Raw genomic sequence first — 15,854 nt, forward strand, 5'->3', positions numbered from 1 at the left:
CCGGTGCCGTGGGCGAGCAGTCTCAGGCAGGCGTACTGGGGCACGGAGAGCCCCACGGCGCGCAGTTCCCGGTCCATGGCCGCGCGCAGGGCCACGGCGACCGCGGCGGCGGCCCGACGCAGCTCCACCCAGGACGTCGCGCGATCGTCCACCCGGACCGCGTCCGGACGCTCGTCGGTGGTCCTGTCGAGCCAGCTCAGCAGCGGCACGGACGCCCCTCTCGCGCTCGGTCGGCGCCGGGGGTGTCGCCCCGGTGACGGGTACGGCCGGCGCCGTCCTCCGGACGCCCGACCGTAACCGGCCCGCCGGAGGACGGGCCACCCCTACCGTCGCGCCGCCGGCGGACCTCCGGCGGCCGACACGCCGGGTGACCGTCCGACACCCCTGGTCGACGGCCGACACCCCCCATTCATCGGCCGAAGGGTTGAACCGGGCCTCGGTTGCCCGGATGATGGTCGGCGTCGACCCGCCGGGGCGGGCCGGCCCGTTCCCGCACCCGACGCCGTGACACCTCAAGGGCCCGGCGGCACCCGCACGCGACGGAGGACCCCGCCAGATGCCGGTCATCGAGGTCGAGCACCTGCACAAGAGATACGGCGACAAGGTGGCCGTCGACGACGTCTCGTTCACCGTGGAGCAGGGCGAGATCTTCGGGGTGCTCGGCCGCAACGGCGCCGGCAAGACCACCACGGTGGAGTGCGTGCAGGGTCTGCGCCGCGCCGACCGCGGCACCGTGCGGGTGCTCGGCCTCGACCCGGTACGGGACCGCACCGAGGTGCGCCAGCGGGTCGGCGCCCAGCTGCAGGAGAGCCAGCTCCCCGACAAGCTGCGGGTACGCGAGGCGCTGGACCTCTACCGGTCCTTCTACCGCAACCGGGCCGACATCGACGAGCTGCTGGCCGACCTGGGGCTGGCCGAGCAGCGCGACACGGCGTTCCACAAGCTCTCCGGCGGCCAGAAGCAACGCCTGTCGGTGGCGCTGGCACTGGTCGGCCGACCCGAGATCGCCATCCTCGACGAGCTGACCACCGGGCTGGACCCGAAGGGCCGGCGGGACACCTGGGACCTGGTCGAGCGGATCCGCGACCGGGGCGTGACGGTCGTGCTGGTCACCCACTTCATGGCCGAGGCCGAGCGGCTCTGCGACCGGCTCGCGGTCATCGACGCGGGCCGGGTGGTCGCCATCGACACCCCGTCCGGCCTGATGTCGCGGGTGGACGGCGAGCACCGGGTGCACTTCCGCCCGGTGGACCGGCTCGACGACGCGGTCCTCGCCGCCCTGCCCGAGGTCACCTCCGTGCGCCGGGACGGCGACGAGGTCACCGTCACCGGCCCCGAGGAGGTGCTCCAGGCCGTGCTGTCGGCGCTGGCCGAGCGGAAGATCCGCTACTCCGGCCTGCGGGTCGACCAGCCCACCCTGGACGACGCCTTCGTCTCCCTCACCGGTCACGCCGGCGCACCGCCGGCGCTCGACGGAAGGTCATCGTGAACGCCCTGTCCAAGCTCGTCGCCGTCGAGGCCAAGCTGTTCCTGCGCGAGCCGGTCTCGCTGTTCTTCGTCTTCGCGCTGCCGCTGGGCCTGATGCTGGTCTTCGGGCTGCCGCAGCGCGGGGCGCAGCCGGAGGCGGCCACCGGGCAGCACGGCGAGCTGACGTTCCTGCCGTCCATCGCGCTGTCGTTGACCATCGGGATGCTCGCGCTGTTCACGCTGCCCATGGCGCTGGGCATCTACCGCGAGCGCAAGGTGCTGCGGCGGCTGGCCACCACGCCGGTCAGCCCGGCGCTGCTGCTCGTCGCCCAGGTGGTGGTCAACCTGGTCATGGGCGTTGCCGGCGCGGTGGTCACCGCGCTCGGCGTCCGTCTGCTGCTGGACCAGCCGGCGCCGGCCAACGTGCCCGGCTTCGTGCTGGCGTTCCTGCTCGGGGTCGCCTGCCTGTTCGCGATCGGCCTGCTCATCGCGGCGCTCGCCCCGTCGGCGCGGGCGGCGCAGTCGATCGGGCCGACGCTGTTCTTCCCGCTGCTCTTCCTGGCCGGGGCCTGGCTGCCCCGCGACCAGATGCCCACGGTGCTGGCCCGGATCGGCGAGTACTCACCGCTGGGCGCCACCGTGGACACCATCTCGGCCGCCTGGGCGGGGCAGACCCCCGCCGTGTCGCAGCTGCTCGTGCTGGCCGGCACCGCCGTCGTGGGCTGCCTGCTCGCCACCCGCCTGTTCCGCTGGGAGTAGGGCCGCCGACGCCCCGCTAGGGGGTGGCTAAGGGTTCTTCGGAAGTGTGAGCTGGATTACGTTCTGACCACGAGGGATCGTCTTCGAAAACTGTCGGATCGCCAATTCCGGCGTGCGGCGAAATCGGCGACGGTCCGCTCGGTGAAATGCGTGCGGCAATTGCGGCGCGCGCATGGCGAGGCGGAACGACGAGCGACGGAGGTCGTGTCATGACAGCTTCTTCCGATCCCGCCGGAGGGTCGGCGACGGCCCGTCTGATAGGCGCCGAGGCCAGCGGCATCGTCGAGGCGGTGCTGGAGGGCGGGCCGGCGACGCTGCCGGCCGAGCTGCGCAGCCACCGGGTCTCCCCGGTGGAATCCAAGATCAAGGTACGGCACTACGGGGGCTACGAGCACTTCGAGCGGGATCCCGGCGGCGCCGTGGACGGCACGCCCGCGGTGTTCCGCTGGACCGGCCGTACCCGTATCGCGGAGTGAACGAGAGGCGGTAACGCGATGGGCGTCGGGGATCCGCGCAACGGTGCGCACCTGACGGTGGCCGACGTGGCCACGGTGACCGCGTTCTACGTGGAGGTCTTCGAGGCCGTCCCGGTGCAACGGGAGTGCCTGCTGGACGGCCGGGTCCTGCACGCCGAACTGGTCGTCGACGGGCACCGGCTGACGGTCAGCGAATGGTGCGACCCGCCGGGCGAGCCGGGCGGGTCGGGCGGGCCGCTGTCGCTCGCCCCGGCCGACCCGCACCTGCTCGTGCAGCGGGCGCTGGCCGCTGGCGCCACGTTGGAGCCGGCCCACGGCGGTCCGCCGGCGGGCGTGGTGTTCCGGGACCCGGCCGGTCTGCGCTGGGCGGTGCCCGGGGCGAGCCCCGGATAGGTGTCCACCGACGAGGCGACGGCCCCGCCACCCGACGAGGTGGCGGGGCCGTCGCGTACGGCCGACCCGGTCAGCGGCGCAGCGTCGAGCCCAGGCCGCCACCGCTGCGCCGGCGGTGCTGCCAGTAGAGGTCCCGCCTCGCGCCCGTCGGGAAGCCGGGCTGCCAGGGCTTGACCGGACCGGCCATGTGCAGGATCGCCGAGTCGCTCAGCTTGCCGCCGAACTCCGGCTCCCGCCGCCACGCCATCAGGTCGTTCCACCGGTGCGGCAGGCGCAGCCAGTTGTCGAACACGGCGAAGTTGAGCGCGTCCTGGTCCGGGTAGCGGGACTCGTGCGCGTGCCGGCGCAGGTAGTCCAGCGACACCTCGGTCACCTCGCACTCCTTCCACCGCCGCACGTCGATCAGCAGCACGCCGGAGTTGAAGTAGAGCCCGTGCGGGTCGAGGTGGTCGTACCCGGCCAGGCCGGGGATCCCGCCCATGTCCAGCAGGCGGCGGTTGAACGGGTCGCGCACCCCGCCCAGCGGCACGCCGCCCATGTCCACCTCGAACAGCGGCTTCAGGCTGTTCACGCACAACGTGTCGCAGTCCAGGTAGAGCACCCGGCCCACGTCCGGCGGCAGCTCCGCGGGGACCAGCAGCCGCAGGTACATCGCCGGGGACAGGTAAGCCATCACCGGGTCGCTGCCCTTGGACAGGTTCACCCGGGACGCGTCCACCCGCAGGAACTCCACTGTCGCGTGTGGACCGGCGATCCGGGTGAGGGTGGCCCGGGCGGAGGCCGGCACGTCGTCGGCGGCGACCAGCCAGTACCGGAGCTGCTCGCCCGGGTTCGACTCGGCGACTGTCGACATCACGACCGCGGCGTGTGCCGCGTACGCGTTGTCAAAGGTCAGGGTGAGGTCCACGCGTGCTCTCCTTCGCGTCGATGCGTGAGCGCGACTTTCGAGAACGTAGCCGCGGAATTCGGGGCCCGGCAAGGAACGTCAATGTGCTCAGGGGGTGCGAAAGGCAACCCCTGAATTCGCCCCTCACTTTCCGGTGTGCCATCGTGGGCCGGCGTGGAGGGAGGCGGCATGCCGGGTCCGTTGCACGGGGTGCTCGTCGCCGACTTCTCCCGGATCCTGGCCGGCCCGTACGCGACGATGCTCCTGGCCGACCTGGGCGCGGACGTGGTCAAGGTGGAGTCGCCGCACGGCGACGACACCCGGAACTGGCGCCCGCCGGTGCGCGACGAGGTCTCCACCTACTACCTCGCGGTCAACCGCAACAAGCGCTCCCTGGTCCTCGACCTGGCCGATCCCGCCGACCTCGTGCTGGCGCACCGCCTGGCCGACCGCGCCGACGTGCTGGTCCAGAACTTCCGTCCCGGCGCGCTGCGCCGGTTCGGCCTCGACCACGACACGGTCACCGCGCGCAACGCCCGCCTGGTCTACGCCTCGATCAGCGGTTTCGGCGCCGCCGACGGCGCCGACCTGCCCGGGTACGACCTCCTGGTGCAGGCCGCCGCCGGGCTGATGAGCCTCACCGGCGCCGCCGACGGCCCACCGGTCAAGGCCGGCGTGGCCGTCTTCGACGTGATCGCCGGGCTGCACGCGGCCGTCGGGATCCTGGCCGCGCTGCGCCACCGGGAGGCGACCGGACGCGGGCAGCACGTCACCGTGGACCTGCTCTCCTCGGCGCTGTCCGGGCTGGTCAACCACGCGAGCGCGCACGTCGCCGGGGGAGTGGTGCCGCACCGGACGGGCAACGCCCACCCGAGCATCGTGCCGTACGAGCCGCTGCCCACCGCCGACGGCGAGCTGGTGGTGATCGCCGCCAACGACGGCCAGTTCCGTACCCTCTGCCGGGTCCTCGGCGTGCCGGAGCTGGCGGCCGACCCCCGGTTCCGGGCCAACGCCGACCGCACCGCGCACCGCGGCGCGCTGCGCCCGCTGCTGGTCGCCGCGCTGTCCCGGCGGGGCAGCGCCGAGTGGTCCGCCGCGTTGCGCGCGGCCGGTGTGCCGTGCGGCCCGATCAACTCGGTCGCCGAGGGGGTGGCGCTTGCCGATCGGCTCGGGCTGGACCCGGTGGTGACGGTCGGTGGGGTGCCGGGGATCCGCCACCCGGTCGGCCTGTCGGACACCCCGCCCCGTTACGACCTGCCGCCGCCGGGCCTGGACGCGCACGGCGCGGAGCTGCGCGCCTGGCTGTCCGGCGGCTGACCGCGACGCCCCGGACCCGGCCGCTCACCGGCGTTCCGGCGTCACCAGACCCGTCTCGTAGGCGGTGATGACCAGCTGCGCCCGGTCCCGTGCGGCGAGCTTGGCCAGCAGGCGTCCGATGTGGGTCTTGACGGTGCCGACCGTCACGTGCAGCCGCTGGGCGATCTCCGCGTTGTTGAGCCCCCGCGCGATCAACGTCAGCACCTCCCGCTCCCGCTCGGTGACGCCGGCCAGGGTGGGCCGGTCTGCGGAGCCGCCGGGTGCCTGCCGCGCGAACGCGCCGATCAGCCGCCGGGTGACGCCGGGCGCCAGCAGCGCGTCCCCGGCGGCCACCACCCGGACGGCGGCCAGCAGGTCGGCGGCGGTGGCGTCCTTCACCAGGAACCCGCTGGCACCGGCGGCGAGCGCGGCGTAGACGTACTCGTCCAGGTCGAACGTGGTGAGGATGAGCACCCGCACCGCGGCGGTGTCCGGGTCGGCGCCGATGCGCCGGGTCGCCTCGATGCCGTCCATGCCGGGCATCCGCACGTCCATCAGCACCACGTCGGGCTCCACCAGTCGGGCCAGCCGCACCGCCTCCGTCCCGGTGCCGGCCTCGCCGACGACGGTGAAGCCCGGCGACACGTCGAGCAGGGTCCGGAAGCTCTCCCGGATCAGTGGGTGGTCGTCGGCCACGAGCACCCGGACGTCGGAGGTCGACACCGTCACGGGTGCTCCCGGCGGGGGTACGGGAGGTCCGCGACGACCCGGAACCCGCCGTCGGGCCGGACACCTGTGGTCAGCGTGCCGCCGTAGGCGGTGACCCGCTCGCGCATCCCGACCAGCCCACGCCCACCACCCCGCCGGTCCGCCGCGCGACGCGGCCGGCCGTCGTCGACGACCTCGACGCGCACCAGGTCGTCGGCGGCGCGCACCGTGACCCGGCACCGCCGGGCGTCGGCGTGCCGGAGCACGTTGGTCAGCGCCTCCTGGGCGATCCGGTACACGGTGCGGTCGATTCCCGGCGGCAGGTCGTCCGCGCCGCTCACCCGCAGCTCCACCGGCACGCCGACGGAGCGCACCCGGTCGGCGAGGTCGGGCAGGTCGGCGACGCCCGGGGCCGGGGCGAGTTCCGCGTCGCCACCGTCGTCGGTGCGCAGCACGTCGAGCAGATGACGGATCTCGGTGAGCGCGGCCCGGCTGGTGCGTTCGATGGTGGCCAGCGCGGCGCTCGCCTCGTCCGGTCGGTGCGCCGCGACGTGGTTGGCCACGGTCGCCCGCACCGCGATCAGACTCAGGCTGTGCCCGACGATGTCGTGCACCTCCCGGGCGATCCGGAGCCGTTCCGCGGCCACCGCCTCGGCGGCGGAGCGCCGGGCCGACTCGGCCGCCACGGCCCGCCGCCAGCGGACCACCCGACCGGTGGCCCAGGCCGCGCCGAGCAGCACCGCGACGGTGCCCAGCTCGACCTGCCACCACAGCGGCACCTCGCTGGCGGGCGCGTCCGCCGTCGCGATACCGGTACGCCGGTAGAACCACGGGACGGTGACCGCGGCCGCGGCCAGCGCGCCGACCAGCGCGGAGACGGCGGCGGTCCGGCCGGACCGGGCGGCGGCGGTGGACAACACCAACCCGACGGGCGCCCACGACACCCAGATGACGCCCGCACCGACGACGCCGGTCGCGGTCGCCGTCGCGGCCACCGCCGTCACCAGCAGAGCCGTCGATGCCGGACGCAGCCGGCGCAGCGCCGACGACAGGCCCAGCGCGGCGCCGGTGAGCCAGACCAGCCATACCGTCCCGGTGAACGCCGGACCCGGCGGGTCGAGGGTGGCCGCGACCACGAGGTACGTCAGCGCGAGCGCGACCGCGCCGTCCACGAGGACGCCGCGTACCGGGAGACGGGCAGGCACGGGCTCACCGTATCCGGCGTCGGGTGCGGGCGCGTCTGACCGTGGTCGGACGTCGGCGTCCGACCGTGGCCCGACGCGCGGACCGGCCGCGCCTGGAACCGTCGGTGCGGTGATCGTCGTGACGGAACTGACCAAACGGTACGGCCGCCGGACGGCCGTCGACCGCCTCTCGTTCGAGGTCCGACCGGGCGTGGTGACCGGATTCCTCGGCCCCAACGGCGCGGGCAAGTCCACCACGCTGCGGGTCCTGCTCGGACTGCACCGCCCCACCTCCGGCTCCGCCACCATCGGCGGGCGACGCTACGACCGGATCCGCCGCCCGCTGCGCGACGTGGGTGCGGTCCTCGACGCCGACGCCGTGCACCCGGGGCGTACCGCCGCCGACCACCTGGCCTGCCTGGCCCGCAGCAACGGTCTCGGCGCGCGACGGGTACGCGACGTGCTGGCGCGGGTCGGCCTGACGGAGGTCGCCGGGCGGCGGGTGGGCGGGTTCTCGCTCGGGATGCGGCAGCGGCTGGGGCTCGCCGCCGCGCTCCTCGGCGACCCGGCGGTGCTGCTGCTGGACGAGCCCGTCAACGGCCTGGACGCCGCCGGTGTCCGCTGGCTGCGGTCCACCCTGCGGGCCCTGGCCGCCGAGGGGCGCACGGTGCTGCTCTCCAGCCACCTGATGGCCGAGGTGGCGCTCACCGTGGACCACGTCCTGGTGATCGGCCGGGGCCGGCTGCTCGACTCCGCTCCGGTGGCCGCCCTGCGCAACCGCGGCGCGACCGACGTCGTGGTCCGCTCCCCGCGCGCGGCCGACCTCGCCACAGTCCTGACCGGCCTGGGCGCGTCGGTCACCCCCGGCGTCGCCGGCGAACTGTCGGTGGCCGGCCTCGATCCGGCGGTCGTCGGCGACGCGGCCGCGCGGGCGGCGATCCCGGTCCACGGGCTGACCCGCCGCGGCGCCAGCCTGGAGGACGTCTACCTGGAGCTGACCGGAACCGAGGCGGAGTACCGCAACGAGGAGGGGGCGGCATGACCGCCGTGTTCCGGGACGCCGTGGCCGCCGAGTGGATGCGGCTGCGCACGCTGCGCTCGACGTACGCCTTCCTCGCCGGGGCGGCGGTGGTGACCCTGCTCGGGCTGCTCCTGCTGGCGCTGCTGATCCGGACCTTCGACGCCGCGCCGCCGGCGGAGCGGGCCAACTTCGAGACCGTCGACCCGACCGTGGTGGTCGTGCCGTTCGTGATGTTCCTCGTCGGCGCGGTCGCCGCCGCGTCGGTCACCGGGGAGTTCGCCACCGGATCCATCGGCCCGGCTCTGCTTGCCGTGCCGCAGCGGCCGCTGCTGTTCGGCGCCAAGGCGACGGTGGCGGCCGGCTGCGGACTGGTCGGCGGGCTGCTGTCCGCGTCGTCGACCGTTGCCGGCGCGACCCTGCTGCTCGGTGGGCGTCCCGCGCCGCCGCACCCCTGGCCGGTGTGGACCGACGCGGTGGCGACGGTCGCCGGCGCGACGCTGACCGTCACCGTGGCCGCCGTGGTGGCGCTCGGGCTCGGCGCGCTGCTGCGCTCCACCGCCGCGACGCTCGTGACGCTGGGCGGGCTCGTACTGGTGGCGCCGGTCGTCGCGTCCTTCCTGCCACCGGTGTGGCGGCTGCGCTGCGGCTCGGTGCTGCTGCCCAACCTCACCGCGCAGTTCACCGGCGCGGACGGGCCGTACCTGCTGCCGCCGGCCGGCGCGGTCGGTGTGTTGGCCGGGTACGCGGTCGTCGCGCTCGTCGCCGGTGCCGTCGCCTTCGTCCGCCGGGACGTGGGTTGAGCGCGCGACGACGGTCCGACGCCGTCGCGCCGAGCCGGGTAGCCTCGCGCGATGAGTGAACAGGTGAAGATCGCCGTGGTCGGTGTCGGGAACAACACGTCGGCCCTCGTGCAGGGCATCAACCTGCACCGCGTGACCGGTCGCCTGGTCGGTGTCCACCGCCCCGAGGTCGCCGGCTTCGGGGTGGGGGACGTCGGGATCGTCGCGGCGTTCGCGATGTCCGAGGCGCGGGTGGGCGCGGACCTGCACGAGGCGATCTTCGTGCCACCCAACAACTTCCCCCGCCTCGACGCGGAACTCCCGCCGTCCGGCGTCCGGGTCCAGCGTGGTCTCGTCGACGCGACGGAGGTCGAGCGGGTGGCCGGGGCGTTGGGCGGCGCCGAGGTCCTGCTCTACTCGGCGCCCAGCGGCCGGCCGGCCACCGCCCGCGCCTACGCCGAGGCGGCCCTGCGGGCGCGGGTGGCGTTCGTCAACACCACCTCCGACCCCGTCGCCCGTGATCCCGAGCTGCTCGACCGGTTCGCCGCCGCCGGCCTGCCGCTGATCGGCGACGACCTGGCCAGTCAGTTCGGCACCTCCGTGGTGCACGCCGCGCTGCTGCGGCTGCTGGCGGAGCGTGGCTTGACCTTGGTCAGCTCCTACCAGGTCAACCTCGGCGGCACGGAGGACTTCCGCAACCTGGTGGAGAACGCGAACACGAAGAAGCAGTCGAAGCTCAACGCGCTGGGCTCCGACAAGGTGGAGATGGCCCCGCTGGGCTACCTGCCGCACCTCGGTTCCCGGAAGGTCGCGCACCTCAACCTCGAGGCGCAGGGCTGGGGGGAGACGGCGGTCAGCCTGGACGTGCGGCTGACGGTGCACGACCCCAGCGGGGCCGCGGGGGTGAACATCGACCTCGTCCGGATGGCGGCGGCCGCCGGGCGCGCGGGTCGTGGTGGTCACCTCGCGGAGACCGCGTCACTGCTCAAGTCCCCGCCCGGAACGCCGGTCTGAGTCGCGTCACCGCGGCTCGACCAACCGGAACCGTTCCAGCACGGCAGGGGTGCCGTCGTCCACCGTGAACCCCGGATCGCCGAGCCAGCCCCGGTAGTCCGGGCCGTGCCAGTACGCCTCGTGCCCGGCGCGCCACTGCGCGACCGACGCGTACCCCTCGCCCTCGGCGCGCGCGTGGTCGAGGTCCACGTCGCCGACTCGGGCGACGCGGACCTCGACCAGTTCGATCACGGCCACCGCTCGGCCGGCGGAGTCGACGACCGCGTACCGGGAGCCGGGCGTCGGCAGCGGCTCGCCCTCGATCTCGTAGTCCTGGAGCAGCCCGGTGGTGCCGGTCTTGCTCCCGTCGCGCACCGCGGCGACCAGCCGGTCGCGCAGCGGGCCCGGGAAGGCGAACTCGTACGGGGGCAGCGCGTCGTCCATGGCGGCAGCGTAGCCGGGGGCGACGTCAGCGCCGGCGCAGCGCCGGGTCGAGCAGGGCCGGCGGGGTGTCGTTCTTCTCGTGCGGCGCCAGGTCGACGCCGGGGGCGACGATCGCGTCGATCGCGTCGAGCACGTCCGGGGTGAGCACGGTGTCCGCGGCGGCCAGTTGCGCGCGTAGGTGCTCGGGCGTGCGGGGACCGATGAGCGCGCCGGTCACCGCCGGGTGCGCGGTGACGAAGCCGAGGGCGAGCTGGATCAGCGTGAGGCCGGCCTCGTCGGCGACCGTGGCCAGTCGCTCCACGGCGTCCATCCGGGCCTGGTTGGCTCCGACGGCGGGGTCGAAGCGTTGCGGCATGAACGTGGACCGGTGGGTGGCGATCGCGCGGTCGGCCCGGATCGCCCCGGAGAGCCAGCCGGAGGCGAGCGGGCTCCAGACCAGCACGCCGAGCCCGTACCGCTGGGCCACCGGCAGGACGTGCGCCTCGATGCCGCGTTGCAGGATCGAGTAGCTGGGCTGCTCGGTGACGTACCGGCCGAGGTGGTGCTCCCGGGCCGTCCACTGTGCCTCGACCAGGCGGTGCGCCGGATAGGTGGAGGTGCCGAAGTAGCGGATCTTGCCAGCGCGACGCAGGTCGGTCAGCGCCGACAGGGTCTCCTCGTCGTCGGTGGCCGGGTCCCAGCGGTGGATCTGGTAGAGGTCCACGTGGTCGACGCCGAGCCGGCGCAGGCTGTCCTCCAGCGCGGTGACCAGCCAGCGCCGGGAGCCGCCCCGGTGGTTGCGGTCCTCGCCCATCGGCAGGGCCGCCTTGGTCGCCAGCACCACGTCGTCCCGGCGTCCGGCGAGAGCCCGCCCGACCATCTCCTCGGAGAGGCCGTTGCCGTAGACGTCAGCGGTGTCGACGAGGTTGACGCCGGCGTCGAGGGCGGCGCCGACCAGCGCGTCGGCCTCCGCCTGGGAGGTGCCTCCGATCGGGCCGACGTTCATCGTGCCGAGCGCGAGCGTGCTGACCTGTACGCCGGTGCGCCCCAGGGTGCGGTACTGCATGGTGTTCCCTTCCGGCGGCCACGGTGGTCGTGGCCCTGCCTGGGTGGTTCGCCCTTCCGCCTGGCATCATGGCTAGGCGGAACGTTGCTCCGGTAACGATACGGAACCGTGTTCCGCTTTGCCAACCCCGAGGAGAGGACGGACGGTGTGACCGACGCCACCGGTCAGGCCCGCCGGCGGGCCGACGCCCGCCGCAACCAGCAGGCCCTGCTCGACGCCGCCGCGGCGGTGTTCGTCGCGGCCGGCGTCGAAGCCCCGGTCCGCGACATCGCCGCCGCCGCCGGGGTCGGCGTCGGCACCGTCTACCGGCACTTCCCGACCCGGGCCGACCTCGTCGTGGCCGTCTACCGGCACCAGGTGGAGGCGTGCGCGGAGGCGGGCCCGACCCATCTCGCCGAGGCGGCGCACCCGTACGCCGCGCTGACCGGGTGGGTCGACCAGTTCGTCGACCTGCTGGTCACCAAGCACGGGCTGGCCGCCGCGCTGCGCGCGGACAGCGCCCAGTTCGACGCGCTGCACGCCTACTTCGTCGACCGGCTGGTGCCGGTCTGCGCCCGACTGCTGGACGCCGCCGCGACGGCCGGCGAGATCCGCGCGGACGTGGACGCCTACCAGCTGCTGCGCGGGGTCGGGAACCTGTGCGTCGGCGCGGACAGCGACCCCCGCTACGACGCGCGCCGGCTCGTCGGCCTGCTCCTGGACGGGCTGCGGCTGCGAACCTGAGCCGCCGAGGTCAGCCGGCGGGCGGCAGCCGCCGGTCGAGCCAGTCGAGCAGGACGGCCTCGTACTGCGGGCTCACGCTGCCCAGGTCCTCGCCCTCGCCCAGGGTGGGTGCGTGGTCGCAGCCGGTCAGCCGGGCCACGGTCAGCTCCGCGCCGCGGGCGGCCCGTCGCCACACCGCGAGGCTCTCCTCGATCGGGATCCACGCGTCGGTCTCGCCGTAGCAGAGCAGCACCGGGCAGGTCAGCCGGGCCAGGACCGGAGCCGGGTCGAAGTCCATGTCGGCCCAGGTGCCCGGCGTCTCGGGCAGTTCGTCGGGCAGGAACGCCAGCGGGAACCAGGGCCGCCGGACGGCGGCGTCCAGCTCCGCCTGTGCCACCGGGCGGGGCACGTCGCCGCGCAGGAAATCCTCGGCGACGCCGCGCAGCCGGGTCAGCTCGGCCACGTCGGCCGGGCCGTAGCCGTGCCGGCGCAACTGCTCGGCGGTGCCGTAGCGCATCTGGGCGGCCGGGCCGACCCCGCTGCACCCGACCAGGACCAGGAAGTCGACCGGGTGACCGGCGGCGGTCACCGCCGCCGCCCACGCGCCCTGGCTGAACCCCCAGATGCCGACCGGCGCCGCACCGACGTGCCGGCGCAGCTCGGCCACGGCGGCCGCCGCGTCCTCGGCCTGGTCGGCCAAGGGCACGTCGTGGCCGACCACGCGCGGACGGCGGTCGTAGCGCAGCACCGCGACGCCGGCCGGGGGCAGCAGCCGGGCCAGGTGCGTGTAGAGGAAGTAGGAACGCTCGTCGGCGTGGGAGCCGTGCAGCACGACCAGGCCGCCCCGGACCGGCCCGGCCGGCAGATCGAGCACGGCGGGCAGGCCCGGCGCTCCGACCGTCGTCTCCATGCCGGGCAGTCAACCACGCCGGGCCGGTTCCGGCCGCCCCGTGCCGCCGGCCGCGTCGCACCGGGGCCTGCGTACGCTAGTCGGGCCCGCCGCCGTGACCGTGGAGAACAGTGATGACCAGCCCCGCACCCCGTGCCGTCCGGGTCGCCGGCCCCGCCGACGTCACCGCGCTCGTCGACCTGATCGAGTCGGCGTACCGGGGTGAACGCGCCCGGGCGGGCTGGACCCACGAGGCGGACCTGCTCGACGGGCAGCGCACCGACCCGGAGATGGTGTCCGCCGCGGTGACCGCCCCGGACGGCGTGGTCCTGGTCCTGACCGAGGACGACGCGACGGTCGCCTGCTGCCAGCTGGAACGCCGCGACGACCACGTCTACTTCGGCATGTTCGCGGTCGCGCCCGGGCGGCAGGGCGGCGGGCTGGGCCGGGAGCTGCTGGCCGAGGCGGAGCGGTACGCCCGGGAGCAGTGGCACGCCGGTGAGATGCGGATGACCGTGATCGTCCAGCGCGACGACCTGATCGCCTGGTACGAGCGGCGCGGCTACACCCGCACCGGCGAGCGGAGCCCGTTCCCGTACGGCGACGAGCGTTTCGGCCTGCCGCGCCGGCCGGACCTGGCGTTCGAGACGCTGCGCAGGAAGCTCGGCTGACTCACCCCGGCCGGTCGACGAGCGCGACCAGCTTCCTCGGGGCCAGCACGCAGTAGCTCTCGGTGAGCAGTTCGGCGACCTCGGTCCAGTCGGTCTCGTCGTCGAGCGCCATCCCGACCACGTCGGCGCCCCAGCCGGGTGAGTAGAAGGGCGGCCCGGCCGCGAGCAGCCCGGCGATCTCGTCGCCGGGGGAGCGGAACGTCAGCACGCAGAGCGGATCGTCGCCCGTCGCGGCCCGGGCGTCAGCCGTCTGGTGGTCGGGGCCGACGGTGCGCACGTGGGCGAACGTGCGCGACCGGATCCGCCAGCGGGTGCCCACCCAGGCCGGCTCCTCGTAGGTCTCCGGCAGGCCGAGGCAGACCGGCCGCAGGCGGTCGAGGTACGCGGGTGGGACGTCTCCGGGGCCGCTCATGCGCGCAGGTTAACGGCCCCCACCGACAAGCCGGACGGCCGGCGCGGCGGCCTTGCCGCCGCCCGTCCGCACGCCGATTGTCGTACCCGGGGAGTACGACAGCGATGAGTTTCGGCACGGCGCACGGTCAGACCCGGGAGAACTGTCGAACGGAGGCAAAGACGTGACCACCACACGGGTACTTGTCGGCACGCGCAAGGGCGCGTTCATCCTGACGTCGGACGGTCGGCGCGACGACTGGACGGTGGACGGCCCCCACTTCGGTGGCTGGGAGATCTACCACCTGACCGGCTCGCCGGTCGAGCCCGACCGGCTCTACGCGTCCCAGTCCGGCGGCTGGTTCGGGCAGCTGATCCAGCGCTCGGACGACGGCGGCCGGACCTGGAACACGGTCGGCAACGACTTCGCCTACAGCGGCGAGGTCGGGCAGCATCTCTGGTTCGACGGCACGCCCCGGCCGTGGGAGTTCAAGCGGATCTGGCACCTGGAGCCGTCCCGCCACGACCCCGACACGGTCTACGCCGGTGGCGAGGACGCGGCGCTCTACCTGTCCACCGACGGCGGGCAGAAGTGGTCGGAGCTGACCGCCCTGCGCCAGCACCCGACCGGCCCGGGCTGGCAGCCCGGCGCGGGCGGGATGTGCCTGCACACGATCCTGCTCGACCCGGCCGACCGCGACCGGATCTACGTCGCGATCTCCGCCGCGGGCGCGTTCCGCAGCGACGACGGCGGCGCGAGCTGGCTGCCGATCAACAAGGGCCTGCGCTCGGGGGAGATCCCCGACGGCGACGCCGAGGTCGGCCACTGCGTGCACCGCCTCGCCCAGCACCCGTCCCGGCCGGACACGCTGTTCATGCAGAAGCACTGGGACGTCATGCGCACCGACGACGCGGGCGCGAGCTGGCGCGAGGTCAGCGGCGACCTGCCGACGGACTTCGGCTTCCCGATCGCGGTGCACGCCCACGAGCCGGAGACGATCTACGTGGTGCCGATCACCAGCGACTCGCTGCACTACCCGCCGGAGGGCAAGCTGCGCGTCTACCGCAGCCGCACCGGGGGCGAGCACTGGGAGCCGCTGACCGAGGGACTGCCGCAGTCGCACTGCTACGTCAACGTGCTGCGCGACGCCATGGCGGTCGACACCCTCGACCCGTGCGGGATCTACTTCGGCACCACCGGCGGCCAGGTCTACCACTCGGCCGACGCCGGCGACACGTGGGCGCCGATCGTGCGGGACCTGCCGGCGGTGCTCTCCGTCGAGGTCCAGGTGCTGCCGTGATCCGGGTGGTGCTGCCGGCCCACCTGAAGAACCTGGCGCACGTCACCGGCGAGGTACGCGTCGAGGTGGCCGGCCCACCCACCCAGCGGGAGGTGCTGGACGCGCTGGAGAGCGCGTATCCGATGTTGCTGGGCACGATCCGCGACCGGCACAGCGGCGAGCGCCGCCCGTTCGTCCGCTTCTACGCCTGCGAGCTGGACCTGTCCCACGAGTCGCCGGACGCGCCGCTGCCCGAGGAGGTGGTCGCCGGCAAGGAGCCGTTCATCGTGCTCGGTGCGATGGCCGGCGGCTGAACCGTCGGGGGCGTGGGAACCGCCTGCGGCGTGGCCACGTCTGACGAGCCATGACCTGTGCGAGAACCCGAGCCATCGGATGGGCGGCGGTCGCCGCGCTGACCCTCGCCGGCTGCACCGGGCCCGCGCCCGCTCCGCCGCCGCCCCGGGACCGGGC

Annotated in this window: 20 protein-coding genes; 12 read left to right on the forward strand and 8 right to left on the reverse strand. The window is 74.5% G+C overall.

The annotated features are described in order from the left end of the window. The coding region (locus HUW36_RS10910; protein ID WP_174528031.1) for a hypothetical protein at window positions 1–209 on the reverse strand (209 nt) is incomplete at its 3' end. 347 nt (window positions 210–556) lie between these two features. On the opposite strand from HUW36_RS10910, the gene HUW36_RS10915 reads away from it, so the two are divergent. The 4 genes from HUW36_RS10915 to HUW36_RS10930 all read left to right on the forward strand — a co-directional run bounded on the left by HUW36_RS10915 (window position 557) and on the right by HUW36_RS10930 (window position 3,095). Further along, window positions 557–1,489 carry an ABC transporter ATP-binding protein gene (locus HUW36_RS10915; protein WP_174528032.1) on the forward strand — a complete coding sequence of 311 codons (933 nt, stop codon included), beginning with the start codon at window positions 557–559 and terminating at the stop codon, window positions 1,487–1,489. After that, window positions 1,486–2,226: an ABC transporter permease gene (locus tag HUW36_RS10920; protein WP_174528033.1), complete on the forward strand. Its 741-nt coding sequence runs from the start codon at window positions 1,486–1,488 to the stop codon at window positions 2,224–2,226. The genes HUW36_RS10915 and HUW36_RS10920 overlap by 4 nt, the downstream gene beginning before the upstream one ends. Before the next feature lie 209 nt (window positions 2,227–2,435). Beyond that, window positions 2,436–2,702, forward strand: coding sequence for a DUF5988 family protein (locus tag HUW36_RS10925; protein WP_174528034.1), 267 nt, complete (start codon window positions 2,436–2,438; stop codon window positions 2,700–2,702). An 18-nt stretch (window positions 2,703–2,720) separates the two neighbouring features. Further along, the gene (locus HUW36_RS10930) at window positions 2,721–3,095 is read left to right on the forward strand and encodes a VOC family protein (protein WP_174528035.1); all 375 of its coding nucleotides are present in this window, start codon (window positions 2,721–2,723) and stop codon (window positions 3,093–3,095) included. A 70-nt stretch (window positions 3,096–3,165) separates the two neighbouring features. Here the strand turns inward: HUW36_RS10930 and HUW36_RS10935 are convergent, their stop codons facing one another. Continuing rightward, the gene (locus HUW36_RS10935) at window positions 3,166–4,002 is read right to left on the reverse strand and encodes a glycosyltransferase family 8 protein (RefSeq protein WP_174528036.1); all 837 of its coding nucleotides are present in this window, start codon (window positions 4,000–4,002) and stop codon (window positions 3,166–3,168) included. 168 nt (window positions 4,003–4,170) lie between these two features. Here HUW36_RS10935 and HUW36_RS10940 point away from each other — a divergent pair, with 168 nt between their 5' ends. After that, the gene (locus HUW36_RS10940; RefSeq protein ID WP_174528037.1) at window positions 4,171–5,298 is read left to right on the forward strand and encodes a CaiB/BaiF CoA transferase family protein; all 1,128 of its coding nucleotides are present in this window, start codon (window positions 4,171–4,173) and stop codon (window positions 5,296–5,298) included. Window positions 5,299–5,322: 24 nt separating this feature from the next. On the opposite strand, the gene HUW36_RS10945 is transcribed toward HUW36_RS10940, so the two are convergent. Continuing rightward, a complete protein-coding gene (locus HUW36_RS10945) occupies window positions 5,323–6,006 on the reverse strand; it encodes a response regulator (protein WP_174528038.1) in 684 nt (227 codons plus the stop codon). Continuing rightward, a complete protein-coding gene (locus tag HUW36_RS10950; protein WP_174528039.1) occupies window positions 6,003–7,190 on the reverse strand; it encodes a sensor histidine kinase in 1,188 nt (395 codons plus the stop codon). Before HUW36_RS10950 ends, HUW36_RS10945 begins: the two co-directional genes overlap by 4 nt. A gap of 109 nt (window positions 7,191–7,299) precedes the next feature. Here HUW36_RS10950 and HUW36_RS10955 point away from each other — a divergent pair, with 109 nt between their 5' ends. The 3 genes from HUW36_RS10955 to HUW36_RS10965 are packed head-to-tail and all read left to right on the forward strand — an operon-like array spanning window position 7,300 to window position 9,983. Further along, window positions 7,300–8,211 (forward strand): ABC transporter ATP-binding protein, encoded by a 912-nt coding sequence (locus tag HUW36_RS10955; protein WP_174528040.1) that lies wholly within the window; start codon window positions 7,300–7,302, stop codon window positions 8,209–8,211. Continuing rightward, window positions 8,208–8,990 (forward strand): ABC transporter permease, encoded by a 783-nt coding sequence (locus HUW36_RS10960; RefSeq protein ID WP_174528041.1) that lies wholly within the window; start codon window positions 8,208–8,210, stop codon window positions 8,988–8,990. Before HUW36_RS10955 ends, HUW36_RS10960 begins: the two co-directional genes overlap by 4 nt. 51 nt (window positions 8,991–9,041) lie before the next feature. Then, complete coding sequence (locus tag HUW36_RS10965; RefSeq protein WP_174528042.1) at window positions 9,042–9,983, forward strand: inositol-3-phosphate synthase; 942 nt, start codon at window positions 9,042–9,044, stop codon at window positions 9,981–9,983. Window positions 9,984–9,989: 6 nt separating this feature from the next. Here HUW36_RS10965 and HUW36_RS10970 read toward each other — a convergent pair whose 3' ends face one another. Together HUW36_RS10970 and HUW36_RS10975 are read right to left on the reverse strand one after the other, a co-directional pair. After that, entirely contained in the window at window positions 9,990–10,406 is a 417-nt protein-coding gene (locus tag HUW36_RS10970) for an ASCH domain-containing protein (RefSeq protein WP_174528043.1), read from the reverse strand. 25 nt (window positions 10,407–10,431) lie between these two features. After that, complete coding sequence (locus tag HUW36_RS10975; RefSeq protein WP_174528044.1) at window positions 10,432–11,451, reverse strand: aldo/keto reductase; 1,020 nt, start codon at window positions 11,449–11,451, stop codon at window positions 10,432–10,434. Between the two features lie 147 nt (window positions 11,452–11,598). Here HUW36_RS10975 and HUW36_RS10980 point away from each other — a divergent pair, with 147 nt between their 5' ends. Beyond that, window positions 11,599–12,174, forward strand: coding sequence for a TetR/AcrR family transcriptional regulator (locus HUW36_RS10980; protein ID WP_174528045.1), 576 nt, complete (start codon window positions 11,599–11,601; stop codon window positions 12,172–12,174). Between the two features lie 10 nt (window positions 12,175–12,184). Here the strand turns inward: HUW36_RS10980 and HUW36_RS10985 are convergent, their stop codons facing one another. Beyond that, window positions 12,185–13,063: an alpha/beta hydrolase family protein gene (locus HUW36_RS10985; RefSeq protein WP_174528046.1), complete on the reverse strand. Its 879-nt coding sequence runs from the start codon at window positions 13,061–13,063 to the stop codon at window positions 12,185–12,187. 113 nt (window positions 13,064–13,176) lie between these two features. Here HUW36_RS10985 and HUW36_RS10990 point away from each other — a divergent pair, with 113 nt between their 5' ends. After that, on the forward strand, window positions 13,177–13,713 hold the full coding sequence (locus HUW36_RS10990) for a GNAT family N-acetyltransferase (RefSeq protein ID WP_174528047.1): 537 nt from the start codon (window positions 13,177–13,179) through the stop codon (window positions 13,711–13,713). Window position 13,714: 1 nt separating this feature from the next. Here the strand turns inward: HUW36_RS10990 and HUW36_RS10995 are convergent, their stop codons facing one another. Further along, window positions 13,715–14,125, reverse strand: a complete 411-nt coding sequence (locus tag HUW36_RS10995; protein WP_174528048.1) for an MmcQ/YjbR family DNA-binding protein — start codon at window positions 14,123–14,125, stop codon at window positions 13,715–13,717. A 163-nt stretch (window positions 14,126–14,288) separates the two neighbouring features. Here HUW36_RS10995 and HUW36_RS11000 point away from each other — a divergent pair, with 163 nt between their 5' ends. Both HUW36_RS11000 and HUW36_RS11005 read left to right on the forward strand, forming a co-directional pair. Then, window positions 14,289–15,404 carry a WD40/YVTN/BNR-like repeat-containing protein gene (locus tag HUW36_RS11000; protein WP_174528049.1) on the forward strand — a complete coding sequence of 372 codons (1,116 nt, stop codon included), beginning with the start codon at window positions 14,289–14,291 and terminating at the stop codon, window positions 15,402–15,404. Beyond that, window positions 15,401–15,697 (forward strand): MoaD/ThiS family protein, encoded by a 297-nt coding sequence (locus HUW36_RS11005; RefSeq protein WP_174528050.1) that lies wholly within the window; start codon window positions 15,401–15,403, stop codon window positions 15,695–15,697. Before HUW36_RS11000 ends, HUW36_RS11005 begins: the two co-directional genes overlap by 4 nt. Window positions 15,698–15,854: the final 157 nt, after the last annotated feature.

It is taken from the genome of Micromonospora maritima (genome assembly GCF_902825405.1).
Taxonomy (GTDB): Bacteria; Actinomycetota; Actinomycetes; order Mycobacteriales; family Micromonosporaceae; genus Micromonospora; species Micromonospora maritima.

What these genes read in the sequence shown, in the direction of transcription:
- HUW36_RS10965 (WP_174528042.1), top strand. Translation starts at nt 9,042, where the DNA reads ATGAGTGAACAGGTGAAGATCGCCGTGGTCGGTGTCGGGAACAACACG.
- HUW36_RS10960 (WP_174528041.1), top strand. Translation starts at nt 8,208, where the DNA reads ATGACCGCCGTGTTCCGGGACGCCGTGGCCGCCGAGTGGATGCGGCTG.
- HUW36_RS10915 (WP_174528032.1), top strand. Translation starts at nt 557, where the DNA reads ATGCCGGTCATCGAGGTCGAGCACCTGCACAAGAGATACGGCGACAAG.
- HUW36_RS10940 (WP_174528037.1), top strand. Translation starts at nt 4,171, where the DNA reads ATGCCGGGTCCGTTGCACGGGGTGCTCGTCGCCGACTTCTCCCGGATC.
- HUW36_RS10990 (WP_174528047.1), top strand. Translation starts at nt 13,177, where the DNA reads ATGACCAGCCCCGCACCCCGTGCCGTCCGGGTCGCCGGCCCCGCCGAC.
- HUW36_RS10995 (WP_174528048.1), bottom strand. Translation starts at nt 14,125, where the DNA reads ATGAGCGGCCCCGGAGACGTCCCACCCGCGTACCTCGACCGCCTGCGG.
- HUW36_RS10985 (WP_174528046.1), bottom strand. Translation starts at nt 13,063, where the DNA reads ATGGAGACGACGGTCGGAGCGCCGGGCCTGCCCGCCGTGCTCGATCTG.
- HUW36_RS10970 (WP_174528043.1), bottom strand. Translation starts at nt 10,406, where the DNA reads ATGGACGACGCGCTGCCCCCGTACGAGTTCGCCTTCCCGGGCCCGCTG.
- HUW36_RS10930 (WP_174528035.1), top strand. Translation starts at nt 2,721, where the DNA reads ATGGGCGTCGGGGATCCGCGCAACGGTGCGCACCTGACGGTGGCCGAC.
- HUW36_RS10975 (WP_174528044.1), bottom strand. Translation starts at nt 11,451, where the DNA reads ATGCAGTACCGCACCCTGGGGCGCACCGGCGTACAGGTCAGCACGCTC.
- HUW36_RS10925 (WP_174528034.1), top strand. Translation starts at nt 2,436, where the DNA reads ATGACAGCTTCTTCCGATCCCGCCGGAGGGTCGGCGACGGCCCGTCTG.